12 protein-coding genes are annotated in these 13,068 nt (G+C 59.5%); 7 read left to right on the top strand and 5 right to left on the bottom strand.

What is annotated here, in order from left to right; all coding sequences use genetic code 11:
- Positions 1-107 precede the first annotated feature (107 nt).
- Both QMX91_RS14105 and QMX91_RS14100 read left to right on the top strand, forming a co-directional pair.
- Complete coding sequence (locus tag QMX91_RS14105; protein WP_282412915.1) at positions 108-1,178, top strand: hypothetical protein; 1,071 nt, start codon at positions 108-110, stop codon at positions 1,176-1,178.
- A gap of 138 nt (positions 1,179-1,316) precedes the next feature.
- Entirely contained in the window at positions 1,317-1,601 is a 285-nt protein-coding gene (locus tag QMX91_RS14100; protein ID WP_282412914.1) for a hypothetical protein, read from the top strand.
- Here the strand turns inward: QMX91_RS14100 and QMX91_RS14095 are convergent.
- Both QMX91_RS14095 and QMX91_RS14090 read right to left on the bottom strand, forming a co-directional pair.
- Positions 1,595-2,287, bottom strand: a complete 693-nt coding sequence (locus tag QMX91_RS14095; protein ID WP_282412913.1) for a hypothetical protein — start codon at positions 2,285-2,287, stop codon at positions 1,595-1,597. The genes QMX91_RS14100 and QMX91_RS14095 overlap by 7 nt on opposite strands.
- An 18-nt stretch (positions 2,288-2,305) precedes the next feature.
- Positions 2,306-3,346, bottom strand: a complete 1,041-nt coding sequence (locus QMX91_RS14090; RefSeq protein ID WP_282412912.1) for a DMT family transporter — start codon at positions 3,344-3,346, stop codon at positions 2,306-2,308.
- Between the two features lie 205 nt (positions 3,347-3,551).
- Here QMX91_RS14090 and QMX91_RS14085 point away from each other — a divergent pair, with 205 nt between their 5' ends.
- On the top strand, positions 3,552-3,986 hold the full coding sequence (locus QMX91_RS14085; RefSeq protein WP_098967134.1) for a hypothetical protein: 435 nt from the start codon (positions 3,552-3,554) through the stop codon (positions 3,984-3,986).
- Between the two features lie 95 nt (positions 3,987-4,081).
- A complete protein-coding gene (locus QMX91_RS14080; protein ID WP_282412911.1) occupies positions 4,082-5,488 on the top strand; it encodes a DUF2252 domain-containing protein in 1,407 nt (468 codons plus the stop codon).
- A 90-nt stretch (positions 5,489-5,578) separates the two neighbouring features.
- Here QMX91_RS14080 and QMX91_RS14075 read toward each other — a convergent pair whose 3' ends face one another.
- Complete coding sequence (locus QMX91_RS14075; RefSeq protein ID WP_282412910.1) at positions 5,579-6,151, bottom strand: GNAT family N-acetyltransferase; 573 nt, start codon at positions 6,149-6,151, stop codon at positions 5,579-5,581.
- 142 nt (positions 6,152-6,293) lie between these two features.
- Between QMX91_RS14075 and rimJ the strand changes: the two genes are divergently transcribed.
- Positions 6,294-6,881, top strand: a complete 588-nt coding sequence (gene rimJ, locus QMX91_RS14070) for a ribosomal protein S5-alanine N-acetyltransferase (protein WP_282412909.1) — start codon at positions 6,294-6,296, stop codon at positions 6,879-6,881.
- Positions 6,882-6,911: 30 nt separating this feature from the next.
- Positions 6,912-8,390 (top strand): glycosyltransferase family 39 protein, encoded by a 1,479-nt coding sequence (locus QMX91_RS14065; protein WP_282412908.1) that lies wholly within the window; start codon positions 6,912-6,914, stop codon positions 8,388-8,390.
- A gap of 77 nt (positions 8,391-8,467) precedes the next feature.
- Here QMX91_RS14065 and QMX91_RS14060 read toward each other — a convergent pair whose 3' ends face one another.
- Positions 8,468-9,139, bottom strand: a complete 672-nt coding sequence (locus QMX91_RS14060; protein ID WP_098967127.1) for a histidine phosphatase family protein — start codon at positions 9,137-9,139, stop codon at positions 8,468-8,470.
- A 255-nt stretch (positions 9,140-9,394) separates the two neighbouring features.
- Between QMX91_RS14060 and QMX91_RS14055 the strand changes: the two genes are divergently transcribed.
- Entirely contained in the window at positions 9,395-11,314 is a 1,920-nt protein-coding gene (locus QMX91_RS14055; RefSeq protein ID WP_139055485.1) for a methyl-accepting chemotaxis protein, read from the top strand.
- A 281-nt stretch (positions 11,315-11,595) separates the two neighbouring features.
- On the opposite strand, the gene QMX91_RS14050 is transcribed toward QMX91_RS14055, so the two are convergent.
- Positions 11,596-12,969 (bottom strand): DUF1329 domain-containing protein, encoded by a 1,374-nt coding sequence (locus QMX91_RS14050; RefSeq protein WP_282412907.1) that lies wholly within the window; start codon positions 12,967-12,969, stop codon positions 11,596-11,598.
- Positions 12,970-13,068 lie beyond the last annotated feature (99 nt).

The raw sequence follows: 13,068 nt of genomic DNA, 5'->3' as shown, positions 1-13,068 counted from the left end.
TAACATTTAATAAACGTTACGAATAACGATATCAAAACGTCACGCATAACCAAAAACATATGTACTATCCAGACTGAAAGCTAAGCCGATACCTGGGAGGTCAGGGCATGCGCAAGAAGTCATTTGGACTTGAGTGGCTCGATAAGCATGATCTCCAGCAGCAGCTGTGGGCTCATCGATATCTGCAAGGGAAAGGATGGATCGACCCGAATTTCACTTCTTCAATGCACAAAGACCTGCTACGTGTTGGCGAGAAACTTGCGCGCTCAAGAGATGACCAAGCCATCATTGAAAAGATGAAAAATGCGTGGAGGCAGAAGAGGTACAGGGCCCCACACAATGGGCGAAAGGCTTGTACCTACAAGCTCAAAACCGAAGTAAAAAGAGAACTTTCTACACTGGCTAGGCAGAATCGCACTAACGAAACCAGCATGCTTAGCACTATGATTTATGACGAATCGCAAGCCCACGCGAAGCTGAAAGAACAGCTCAAGCAGTTAAAAGATCAGCTATCGGCTAGCAAAGAAGAAATCAACAAACACAAGCAGGCCAATAAGACCTTAATGGATTTATTGAAGAGCAGCGTGGCAGCGCTAAGTCGATTTAAAATTCTGCTGCAAGATGTCGCGCCGTCCATAGAACCCGTCACCCAGGATCAGCAACGCAGGATCGACAAACTGTGCAGGCAGATAATGGTCGATGCCGAAGCAATCGTGAAAGGCCAGAGCACCCAACTTCCAGGCGAGCTCTTTAATCACGCCATACCAGTGGGCGATGCCACTCACGCCCTAAAAGAGGCTGCAACAGCAAGCCCATTTTGTTCGCAAAAGTCATCAACAGACAATCAATCAAGCTCAACTGAAGATACGTTTAAGATTGACTCGGAGCGCCTGCCGCTGCCAGAAGATCCTTCGGAACCCAGCCTTGTGCTCGCAGCTGCACCTCATGATCCGTCAATGAATCATTTCGCAGGCCTAGATCAAGATGAACTGCCTGGAGAGAAGAATCCCGCCCCCCTCGCACAAGATGCGCCCAACCTTGAGTCTCGATCAGTACCACAAAGCCGGCCTGGCAGTGAAGCTCTCACTGACATATCCACTGGGCTTAAGAAAATTCCTCTTCAGATAAAGAAGACCACTGCTCTCAGAGTTTCTCAGGGGAAGCCAGAAGAGAACTAATCCATTCGCCTTGAGCCAGGCGCAGAGATATCTGAGCGGGGGTATAGACATGCCCTTAAGCAAAGCGACATCCGCCACGCGATGCTCCAGCTCGACTGGAAGCATCACCTCATCGGACCTAATTGTTATGAGTCTCTGATGAAGGCATTCCAAAAGGTATTCCAACAAAAAAACAAACCGGATATTAGCCTTATAAATCAGTTAACTATGGAGCCTGTTCAGATTACCCCGGCCCACCAACTCTCGACGACAAAGCCCGCCTTGTGCGGGCTTTGTCGCATTTGCACATCAGCCAAACCGGGCACACAAACCCACAGCCTGCAGGCGATCGAACTCGATAACCCTGGCAATGCTCTGCCTACTCATAAAAAAGGACGACACGATGTCGTCCTTTTTCGTACCCGCATTCATCAAAATCAATGAGCCGAGCTGAGCAGATCCGGGCGGCTGGATTTGAGCATTGCCTCATTGACCTTGCCTTGAATCGAGCAGGTAAACATCCCCTTGCTGCCAGTCGTCAGCTCTTGCGGAGCAGGCTCGATCAGGAACACGCGCTCGGCACTGTCGACAACCAGCTTGCCCGCCGTTGCGGATGGGTCTTCCGGCTGCCAGTTGGATTTGCCGTGGGACCAGATTTCCGCGCGTGCGTAGAGTCCCTGCGACATGTCCATACGCGGCCCACCCGCTTTTTCCAACTGGGTGTGGAGTTCATTCGGCGTCTGTTTGGCGTAGAACCCCCAACTGATGATGCGAGTGCCCATCAGGTCTGTATCTTCGGCGTAGAAGCCGGTCAACGACATGCCGTCAATTTCGGCCGGCTTGGCGAACATCCAGCGCTGCCCCATATCGCTCTTGGTGCCGCCGGACAATTTGATCTGGCCATTTTCGACAGTGCTCGGCACCAGATCCTTGAACAAAGGTGATTGCACGACTGCCAGGGAGTGATCGTCACAAGCGGCAAACGACGCCACCGGCGAAGGTGCAGCGGCAACGCTGAAAGCAGAAAAAAGGGCCGCAATGGGCAACAGCAGGAAAATTGGTTTCATGGAATGACTCGAATGAAAGACTGAAGAAATCGACAGAGACGATATCACAATGACATCAATCAACAGACTTCAGAGTTTCAATCAATGCCCATGCCGATGATGCACATCCGGAAAATGCGCATGACTGTGCCGCATCGGCGTGTGCACATGCGGATGGCTATGCGGCTCCGCCCCATCCCACTCAAACCCATGCGTATGTTGATGATGCTCATCGTGTGTATGCCGATGATCATGCTCAAGCGGTTCGTGCTGATGCTCATGAACATGGTTTTCCATCAGATGAATCCATACCCCCACCGCCATTAACGCCGCTGCGAGCAGAAACATCAGCGATATCGACTCGCCGAGCAGCAGAATCGAGATGCCTGCGCCGAGAAACGGTGCGGTGGAAAAGTAGGCGCCGGTGCGTGCGCTGCCGAGGCCGCGCAGGGCGAGGACGAACATTACCAGGCTGACGCCGTAGCCGAGAAAGCCGACCAGCATGATCGGCACCAGCGAGGTGGCGACGGGTAGTTGGGTGCCGATGAACAGGGCCAGTGTGCAGTTGACCAGCCCCGCCACCAGGCCTTTGCTGCCGGCGATGAACAGTGCGTCCGAGGCCGAGACTTTACGGGTCAGGTTGTTGTCGATGGCCCAGCAGAAGCAGGCGAAAGCGACGGCCAACGGGCCGCTCCAGTCTTGCGCCGAGACGGCCTCTTGTGGCCAGGACAGCACGACGCCACCGGCGACGATGGCGAGCATGCCGATCACGATTCGTCGGTCGGCATTTTCCTTGAACACCACCCACGCCAGCAGCGCCGTGAGCACTGATTCGAGGTTGAGCATCAGTGACGCGCTCGCGCCGGACGTTCGGGTCAGACCGAACATCAGCGCCACCGGCGCCAGCACTCCGCCGAAGCCGATGGCGCCGAGCAGCCATGGCCATTCACCGGTGCCGAGCCCGGAGGGCTTCCAGCCACGATCGCGGACAAAACGCAGGGCGGTCAAGCCCAGACCGCTACCGAGATAGAGCAACCCGGCCAGCAGAATCGGCGAAACCTGTACCCCCAACAGTTTGGCGAGAGGCGTACTGGCGCCAAACAGCGCCGCCGCAATCAATGCGTGGAGAACGCTCACATTCATGCTGGGATCACTCGCTGGGGCCGATGGAATACCGGCGCCCATCATCGCAAAACTCAGGTGAGAATTATGTGAACAGCTGATTCGTGTCAGCGAACATCATCTCTGGCTTGTGCTCAAATCCAGCAACATTTAATCCGCGCAATCTCTGGGCGGTCGCTCGAAGCAGGCTCTATGCTGCGAACATCGAGATGCAATGGAGTTGAAGATGAAAAGCTGGATTGCCGTAGCGCTGGCCGCGCTGATTTCCTTGTCCGTCCATGCGGCCGACGCCCCCACTGTGCGCGTCGAACCGATCGCGTTCACAACCAGTGCCGACAGCATCCAGCGCAAACAGTCGATCAAGGGGGACCAGACCGCGCAGTACACATTCAACGCCAAGGCCGGCCAGATACTGACCGTCGACTTCAAACCGTCCAACACCTCCGCTTACTTCAACATCCTCGCCAAGGGTGCGGATTACGCGCTGTTCAACGGCTCGATCATGGGCAATCACTTTCTCGGTCCACTGCCCGGCGATGGCGAGTACACGGTTCAGGTCTACCTCATGCGCAACGCCGCCCGGCGTAATGAAGTGGCCAAGTACGATTTGTCTCTGAAGCTGGTTAATAACGATGCTGGATCTGGCACGAGGACAAAGTGACGGAGTTCAGAAGTGACATCGCTCAGTGTCGCCGGCAGATAAACCCCTGAACCACTTCTACACTCACACCGCCCCCACTGCCACGACGAGCCCCCATGACCACCCTCCAAACCCGCATGAAGCAAGGCAAGGACGCCCGCAAAAAATGCTCGCGCAGCGCCCAGGCCACCACCGGAAAAATGAACCGCGATCCGATCCCGCTGATCAAGGCCTCCAGTCAGGGCCGCGTCGCCTCGCTGGTGGAACTGCGTTACGGACGAATGCTGGTGTCGCCCTTCACGTTCTTCCGTGGCAATGCGCTGGTGCAGGCACATGATCTGTCGAGCACCGAGAACATGGGACTGGTCGGGCCGATCTGTGGGGATGCGCATTTGATGAATTTCGGCGGGTTTGCCACGCCGGAGCGCAATCTGCTGTTCAGCGTCAATGATTTCGACGAGGCGCATCCCGGGCCTTGGGAATGGGACGTGAAGCGGCTGGCTGCGAGTTTCGTGGTGGCGGCGCGGGATTTGCGCCATGGCGAGTCGGTTGAGGAAGATGTGTGTCGGCAGATGGTCGGCGCCTATCAGGCGACGATGCTGGAGTGCGCCGAGCAGAGTGCGCTGGAAACCTGGTACGAATCGATCAAGTACGAAGATTTGCTCGATCAGGCGCGCAAGAGTGCCCTGGAGCATGTGCAGCGTGCAGTTGATAAAGCCGAGCGGCGCACCCACGCCCAGTTGCTGCCGAAAATCAGTGAGCGCCACGCCAACGGGCGGCTGGTCATTCGTGACGATTTGCCGGAGATTTTCCACCTGCACAAGAACACCACGCTGCTCGACGCCGATGATGACTGGTTGCGGCTGGCGGACTGGCGGCCGTTGTTCGATACGTTCATGCGTGACTATCGCACCACGCTGCAGGCTGACCGGCGGGAATTGCTCTCGCGGTTTCACGTGCAGGATCTGGCGTTCAAAGTGGTCGGCGTGGGCAGCGTCGGCACCCGCTGTCTGGTGGCGCTGCTGACCGACGATCAGGAGTTTCCGTTGTTCCTGCAGTTCAAGGAGGCGCGGCGCTCAGTACTCGCCGACTATGTGAAGGCCAAGTTCCGCACGCGTCATGAAGGCCAACGGGTGGTCGAAGGGCAGCGCTTGATGCAGTCGGCCAGCGATCTGTTTCTCGGCTGGACCACCGGTCCCAACGGTCGGCATTTTTATGTGCGGCAGTTGCGCGATATGAAGATTTCCGCCGAGCTGGAAAACTTCGACGCCGACACCTTCGCCGCCTATGCCCGGGTCTGTGGCCGCGCATTGGCACGGGCGCACGCCAAAGCCTCAGGCAACGCTGCGCTGATCAGTGGTTACATCGGCAAGGGCGATGCCTTGGCCGACGCTTTGTTCAAATACGCCCGCAGTTACACCGCGCAGAACGAGCGCGACTTCGAACGCTTTCAGCAGGCCTGCCGCAAGGGCCGGCTGACGGCGCGTTCGGAAGCGGATTTCGCCGCGGATCATCTGCCCTGAGGCGTTGCAGAGCGGTCGCTGCCGAGATGAATTTTTCTTCACTGCTCAGGCTCGATCAACACGGTACAGTCCGCTCGCTCATTCAAGAAACTACGGTTCGCCCGCGCTCTCCCGCGGGCTTTTTTTTGCCTGGCGTTTGCTGCCGAAGCGATACACCCAAGTGTCCTGCACGCCGTGCTGCTGCGATTGCCGCGCCTGTGGATGAACCCTGATCAGCGCAAACCCCGCCGCTTCAGCCAGACGCTGACTGCGGCTGTTGGCCGACGATGTGGTCAGGTAAAAGGTGAACTCCGGCAGGCGCCTGACCAGTTGCTGGAGCACTTCGCGCATGTAGCCCTTGCCGGCAAACGCGCTGTTGGCCCAATAACCGACGACATAACGCTTGCGTCGACGCGGCACCAGGCCGATGCAGCCAACGACGGCTTGTCCGTCTTCAGTCACGATGAATAAGCGCCGCTCACCGGTCTCGCTGGTGAAGTCATCCCGCGCTTGCAGCATGGACGACAGCGCCCGCCCCTCACTGGTGTGTTCAACCGCCCACTCGAGAAAAGGCGCATGCTCGCGGTAACTGGCGTTCAGCGCCTCGCGCACCGGAGTGACCAGCGCTGGGTCCGGCGCCCGAACACGCGGCGCCAACCCGTTCACCGTCAATGCAAATTCCATTGCTTGTTCCTCCAATCCCGGAAATGCCGCAGTCGATAACCCTGTGCACTCAACCAAAGAAATTTACAGAGCGCCAGCGCGGTTTGTTTTTTTCCATCTCCTAGGCAATCCTGTCCCTCGACCCTGCCAACCGGAGCCGCCGATGTCACTGCTGAGCCTGCCCTGCCAACGCCTGACGCTCGCCATCCTCGCCCCGGAACAGGCCGAGCTGGAAAGTGACTTCTATGCACGCAACCAGCGCCATCTCGCCCCTTGGTCGCCGATTCGCACCACCGAATACTTTTCCAGCGAGCAGATTCGCCGACGCCTTGAAGTCCAGGCCAGTGCCTACGAGGCCGGGCTGGCGATGCATTTCGCTCTGTTGACGCCGGATGGCCAGCAAATGATCGGCGCGTGCAATTTCAGCGGGATCATTCGCGGCGCGTTTCAGGCCTGTTATCTGGGTTATCACATTGACCACGCGCATCAGGGTCAGGGCTTGATGCAGGAAGGTCTGGAGGCCGGCATCGGCTACATGTTCGACAGGCAGAACCTGCACCGGATCATGGCCAACTACATGCCCGGTAACGAGCGCAGTGCGCGATTGCTGGAGCGTCTGGGTTTCGAGCGCGAGGGCTATGCCAAGGCTTATCTGAATATCGCCGGACGTTGGCAGGATCATGTGCTGACGGCGCTGGTCAATCCGTTGTTCGAAGCACCGGAACAGCGCTGGTCGCGCCAATTAGCGTGAGTTTCACAATTTGTTAAGCATTGGCGAAGTATGCTCAAGGCTCCTGCCCTTTCCGGTTGCCTGAAATCCATGCCGCGTGCCGCCACTTCACTGTTTCTACTCGCCGCCCTGCTGTTTTTTTTCGCTTTGGGTAACCACCAGTTGCAAGGCTCCACCGAAGCTCGGGTCGCCGGGATCGCCATGGAGATGCATCTGGACGATGACTGGGTGACGCCGCGCCTGTTCGGCGAACCGTTTCTGGAAAAACCACCGCTGAGCCTGTGGCTGGACGCCGGCGCCATGCGCGTGTTTGGTGTTTCGCCATGGGCGGTGCGGCTGGCGTCGGCGGTGGCCGGGTTGCTCAGCGTGATGCTGCTGTACGGCATGCTGCGCCGCTTCGGCCGGCCAAAAGCGGTCGCCTGGACAGCGGGAATTCTGCTGGCAACCATGGCCAGCTACTGGAGCAACGTGCGCGGGGTCGGCGAAGATGCGCTGCTGGCGCTCGGCGTGACCACGGCGCTGCTGGCGTTCTTTCAGGCACAACGCGCACCGAACGCGGCTAACTCGCTGCTGTTTATCGTCGGGATCGCTATCGCCACTTTGAGCAAGGGCGTGCTCGGCCTGGCGATGCCTGGGGTAGTGATTTTCGCCTACCTGCTGGCCGACAACCTGGTCGACAAACGCCTGAAGCTCGGCGCGTGGTTGCGTCCCGGTTTGCTCACGGTGGTGGGTCTGATTCCGTTGCTGATCTGGCTCGCCGTGCTCTATCAGCGCGGTGGTTCGCACGCTGTCGCTGAAGTGCTGCTGACCAACAGCGTCGGTCGCTTCAGCGGCTCGTTCGTCGAGGCCGGGCATTACGAGCCGTTCTATTACTATCTGGCCAAACTGCCGGAAGCGTTTCTGCCTTGGAACATTCTGGTGTACCTGGGCCTATGGCATTTCCGCAAGGATCTGAAGGCCAACCGTTACCTGCTGTTTTTCAGCCTGTGGATCGTTGCGCAGTTCATCATGCTGACCCTGGCCTCAAGCAAGCGCACGGTCTACCTGATGTCGATGACCCCGGCGGCTGCCGTGATCGCCGCGGAGTACGCGCGCGTGTTGTTCGAGCGCTTGCAGGCGCGCGAAACCACCGACCGCTTCATCGGAAAAGTCGCCCGTCATCGTCAGGCGATTGCCGCAGGACTGCTTACGGTGGTGATCGCCAGCTACCTCGGCGCCGCGCAGTGGGCACTGCCCAACGCCGACAAGGAGTTGTCGTTCCTGCCGTTGACCGAACACATTCAGAGCTTGCAGGCCAACGGTCAGCAGGTCGCACTGTTCCAGGCCAATGAACGGGTCGGCGGCGCCAGCGTGTTCTACACCCAAAGCGTGCTCAAGGGGCTGGATACTGACGCGCAACTGCACGACTTCCTCAGCGCTTCCCCCTCGAACGTCGCGGTGATCTCGGCAGACAGCGAACCCGCCGCACCACTCAAAGTGCTCAAGACCATGATGGTCGGGCGTCAGGCGTATTACTTCGTCGGCTACTGACGTCCTTCGCACCAGACAATAAAAAACCCGCCGTCACTGGCGGGTTTTGTTTGCGCTGAAGCTTGGCAAACGTCAGTTCATCGGGTGCTCACGGAGTGCCAGTCGGAGGCTTCGATGAAGCCAAGCACCCGCGGGTCTGCTTTGTTTGCGGCAGACACAAACAGTGAGGAACCGTAGCCAGGGTCAGAAACCGGTGTATTCAAGTCCTTTTCCAGCTCCGCCATGCATTCGCTGTGGGTCACCAGGATCAGATTGCGCCCGGGGAGCTTGTGCGCCAGCGCTTCCTGCAGGATGTGGCCCTTGCAGCTGATTAGCCAATCTTCGCCGCTGGCCGCGCGGTTGAACATGTAACCGGCGGTCTGCACCGTGCGCAGCATCGGGCTGTTGTAGATGTCAGCGTTATTCAGGCCCAGATGCTCAAACTGTGCACCGACACCGACCGCAACACTGCGCGAGCGGTCGGTGATGCCGTCGTCGCCACTCAGGCACGGCGCCGGCGAGTGATCGCAGCGCTCGACGTGACGCACCAGCACAATCATGTCGCCCTTGGCCCACCCGGCCGCCAGCGCGCGGGCTCCGGACACATTGCCATGGGCCAGATCCGGCACCGCCGCCGGGGCGAGCAGCCACAGTGTCAGCGGAATCACCAGCAGCGACGCGCCGAGCACCACCCAGGTATTGCGATAGCGGGCCAATCCGCTCAGGGAAATCGAGCGTTTGACGCCGAACAGACTCAGTCTCAACTCCACATCGGGCCGCCTCGTCGGCATGCATCACAGTCAATACGATGCGGCGAGAGTAAGGAAGCGGGCGTAAGTGGCGAGTGAAACGCATGTGAAAAAAGTCTTGAAGCGCCCTTGTTACAAATTCCGTAGGACAAAAACCTTTCAGCTCTCGTGTTTGCGGCCGATACAGACCTGCTAACACCCTTGCTGGCTCAAAAAAACAACAATCTTCCAGCCTGACCGACGATCAAGTAGCTCTACGTTCCTGGAGGAATTGTGATGAATAGCTGGTTCGGCAACATCAGCGTGAACATGAAATTGGGCCTGGGCTTCGGCCTGGTCCTGGCCCTGACCTGCGTGCTGGCCCTGACGGGCTGGACCAGCCTCGGCGGCCTGATTGACCGCAGCAACTGGATGAGCGACATCACCCAGCTCAATGCCGGCCTGACCAAGCTGCGCGTGGTCCGCCTGCAATACATGCTGACCAACGGCGACGAAACCGCCGCGCAGAATGTACAAACCACCCTCGAAAGCTTCGCCGCGCAACAACAGGCGCTGATCAACAAGTTCAAGAGCCCGGAAAACGTCAAACTGCTGAAAGAGCAGGCCGCGACTATCGCCGAATACCAGACCTCGCTGAACAAGATGCGCAACGCCTACCGTACCGGCAACAGCGCCCGCGACGTGATGGGCACCAACGCCGACACCGCTTACAACCTGATCGAAACGATCAGCAAGCGCGTGCAGCAAATGGACATGAGCGAGCAGCGCTTCGAGCAGTTCCAGGCCATCACCCAGGCCAAGGAAGCGTTCATCCTGGCGCGCTATGAAGTGCGCGGCTACACCGCCACCACCAACGCCGAAACCGAGCAGAAAGCCGTCGGCCAACTGGACGCAGCAATCGCCAGCCTCAAGCAACTGAACGTGCATTTCGCCGCCACCCAGCAAGACGCCCTGCGTCAGCTGGAAACCGCCCTGAGCAACTACCGCAGCGCGTTGCAGGCCTACAAGAACGCCAACAGCGAAGCGGTGCAGGCGCGTAAAGAGATGACCGATCAGGGCACCGCGATCGTCAACACCAGCGAGCAGCTGTACCAGATCCAGCTAGACCGCCGTGACATCGAAAGCGCCCAGGCCCGTACCTTCCAGCTGATCAGCACCCTGCTGGCGCTGTTGGTCGGTGTGATTGCCGCGGTGATCATCACCCGTCAGATCACCCGTCCGCTGCAGGAAACCCTGGCCGTGGTCGAGCGCATCGCCAGCGGTGACCTGACCCAGAACGTCACCGTCACCCGCCGCGACGAACTCGGCGTGCTGCAACAAGGCATCGCGCGCATGGGCGTGACCCTGCGCGACCTGATCAGCGGCATCCGCGACGGCGTCACCCAGATCGCCAGCGCCGCCGAAGAACTCTCGGCCGTGACCGAGCAGACCAGCGCCGGTGTCAACAGCCAGAAGGTCGAGACCGACCAGGTGGCCACCGCCATGCACGAGATGACCGCCACTGTGCAGGAAGTCGCGCGCAACGCCGAAGAAGCCTCGCAAGCCGCAGCCGCCGCTGACGGCGAAGCCCGTGAAGGCGACAAGGTGGTCAACGAAGCCATCGCGCAGATCGAGCGTCTGGCCAGCGAAGTGGTGCGTTCCACTGAAGCCATGAGCGTGCTGCAACAGGAAAGCGACAAGATCGGCAGCGTCATGGACGTGATCAAAGCCGTGGCCGAACAGACCAACCTGCTCGCGCTCAACGCCGCGATCGAAGCAGCGCGTGCCGGTGAAGCCGGTCGTGGGTTTGCCGTGGTCGCCGACGAAGTCCGTGGTCTGGCCCAGCGCACGCAGAAATCCACCGAGGAAATCGAAGGTCTGGTCGCCGGTCTGCAGAACGGCACCCAGCAAGTGGCGGCGGTGATGAACAACAGCCGCGCCCTGACCGACAGCAGCGTGGCCCTGACCCGCAAGGCTGGCGACTCCCTGGAAAACATCACCCGCACGGTGTCGAACATCCAGTCGATGAACCAGCAGATCGCCGCCGCGGCCGAACAGCAAAGCGCCGTGGCCGAAGAAATCAGCCGCAGCATCATCAACGTGCGCGACGTGTCGGAACAGACCGCCGCGGCCAGTGATGAAACCGCAGCGTCCAGCGTTGAACTGGCACGCCTGGGTGGTCAGTTGCAGCAGATGGTGAGCCACTTCCGCGTCTGACCTTCACGTCTGCGCTGAACGAAAGATCGATTCGCGAGCAGGCTCGCTCCCACAGGTAATGCGTTGAACACAGATCATGTGAACAACGCCAATCCCCTGTAGGAGTGAGCCTGCTCGCGATGGCGTCAGCCCAACTACCCTGATCTCCCAGACAATCCGCCTTTGTGTAGGAGCTGCCGCAGGCTGCGATCTTTTGATCCTGTTTCTAAAATCAAAGTCAAAAGATCGCAGCCTGCGGCAGCTCCTACAGGGATTGCGTTCGATCAGCAGTCCGGTGCCCCTTAGCGCGTCCCACGCTGGCGCAACGCCGAGGGCATGAAATACGCGTCTTCCGGCACCGGTTGCGAGAAGTCCACGGTGGAGGCTTCTTCGTTATCGAGGTTCTGCACGTAGTAACGGCGGGCCTGCAGGTCGTGGAACACGTCCAGTGCGCTCCAGGTGGTCGGCAGGTCGTAGAAGTTTTTCAGGTAGGCCATCGACACCCGCCACAACTCCCCTCGCCCATCGTATTGATCAACCAGCGCCGCGCCCCAGCTGTCCTCGTCGAGGAACAGCACGCGCTTGGAATAGATATGCCGCGCGCCCGGTTTCAGGTTGCCTTCGACCACCCACACGCGGTGCAGTTCGTAGCGGGTGAATTGCGGGTTGAGGTGGCCCGGGGTCAGCAGTTGTGCGTACTTCAGGTCGGGGCTGCCGACCTTGTAGTTGTTGTAGGGAATGTAGATTTCCTGCTTGCCCTTGAGCTTCCAGTCGTAGCGGTCCGGCGCGCCGTTGAACAGATCGGTATCGTCCGCCGTGCGCAGGCCATCGGATGAGGCGATCGGCGTGTCATATGCCAGGTTCGGCGCGCGGCGCACACGGCGTTGGCCGGCGTCGTAGACCCAGGCCTGGCGCGGGTCCTTGAGCTGATCGAGCATCTCGTGCACCAGCGCCGCACCGCCGGCCAGCCGCGCCGGACTTTTCACGAAGGCGAGGTAGTAGAACAGGATGTTTTTCAGGTCGGCGTACTGCCCGCCCGGACGGTAGAAGTTGAACAGTGCTTCCTGCTGCGAGGTGACCAGGGCAAAGCTGCCGTTGCGCTGCACCGGCGCTTCGGAAGCACGACGTACCACGTAGATCCCGCGATAACGGGTGATGTGGTTCCACAGCACTTCGATGCCGTCCTTGGGCACCGGGAACGGTACGCCACCGTAGGCATCGGCGAATCCGCTGCCGCCCTCCAGCAGCTTGGCCGAGGTCGCGTTCTTCAGGGTGTTGTCGTACAGCAATTGCGGCGCCGAACCCGAGCGACGCGACGGGTAGACCGGCATCTGGAACGTGTCCGGGTAGCTGTTGAACAGCGCAATCTGACCGGGGCTGAGGTGGGCCTTGTACTGGTCGAGATTGGCCTTGGTAATGGTGAACAACGGCTTGTCCGCCGCATATGGATCCGGGTGATGTTGGCCCGGTTTGTAGCCGGCGGGCGCCTGGGTGATGCCGCCGGTCCAGGCCGGAATGGTGCCGGCGGCGTTGCCCGCGCGCTCGGCGCCCATAGGCGTGAGGGTGGTTTTCAGTTGTTCGGCTTGTTGTGGGGTGATGGCGGCGAGGGCGCTGCCGGCGGTGAGGCCCAGAACCAGCGCCAGCATGGTTTTGCTGAATCGTGATGCGTAAAACATGATCGATCTCCGAGATGGGAGTGAGGTCTGAGAATCACCGCAAGTCCCTTGTAGGAGTGAGCCTGCTCGCGATAGCGGTGTGTCAGACAACATTTACCG

This window comes from Pseudomonas sp. PS01299 (assembly GCF_029960145.1).
Classification (GTDB): domain Bacteria; phylum Pseudomonadota; class Gammaproteobacteria; order Pseudomonadales; family Pseudomonadaceae; genus Aquipseudomonas; species Aquipseudomonas putida_A.
The sequence above is the reverse complement of the archived record's forward strand: the minus strand, read 5'-3'. Positions and strand labels throughout refer to the sequence as shown.

Excerpts from the sequence above, each read along its gene's own strand:
- QMX91_RS14055 (WP_139055485.1), top strand. The coding sequence starts at position 9,395 with ATGAATAGCTGGTTCGGCAACATCAGCGTGAACATGAAATTGGGCCTG.
- QMX91_RS14090 (WP_282412912.1), bottom strand. The coding sequence starts at position 3,346 with ATGAATGTGAGCGTTCTCCACGCATTGATTGCGGCGGCGCTGTTTGGC.
- QMX91_RS14100 (WP_282412914.1), top strand. The coding sequence starts at position 1,317 with ATGAAGGCATTCCAAAAGGTATTCCAACAAAAAAACAAACCGGATATT.
- QMX91_RS14075 (WP_282412910.1), bottom strand. The coding sequence starts at position 6,151 with ATGGAATTTGCATTGACGGTGAACGGGTTGGCGCCGCGTGTTCGGGCG.
- QMX91_RS14050 (WP_282412907.1), bottom strand. The coding sequence starts at position 12,969 with ATGTTTTACGCATCACGATTCAGCAAAACCATGCTGGCGCTGGTTCTG.
- QMX91_RS14085 (WP_098967134.1), top strand. The coding sequence starts at position 3,552 with ATGAAAAGCTGGATTGCCGTAGCGCTGGCCGCGCTGATTTCCTTGTCC.
- QMX91_RS14080 (WP_282412911.1), top strand. The coding sequence starts at position 4,082 with ATGACCACCCTCCAAACCCGCATGAAGCAAGGCAAGGACGCCCGCAAA.
- rimJ (WP_282412909.1), top strand. The coding sequence starts at position 6,294 with ATGTCACTGCTGAGCCTGCCCTGCCAACGCCTGACGCTCGCCATCCTC.
- QMX91_RS14065 (WP_282412908.1), top strand. The coding sequence starts at position 6,912 with ATGCTCAAGGCTCCTGCCCTTTCCGGTTGCCTGAAATCCATGCCGCGT.
- QMX91_RS14105 (WP_282412915.1), top strand. The coding sequence starts at position 108 with ATGCGCAAGAAGTCATTTGGACTTGAGTGGCTCGATAAGCATGATCTC.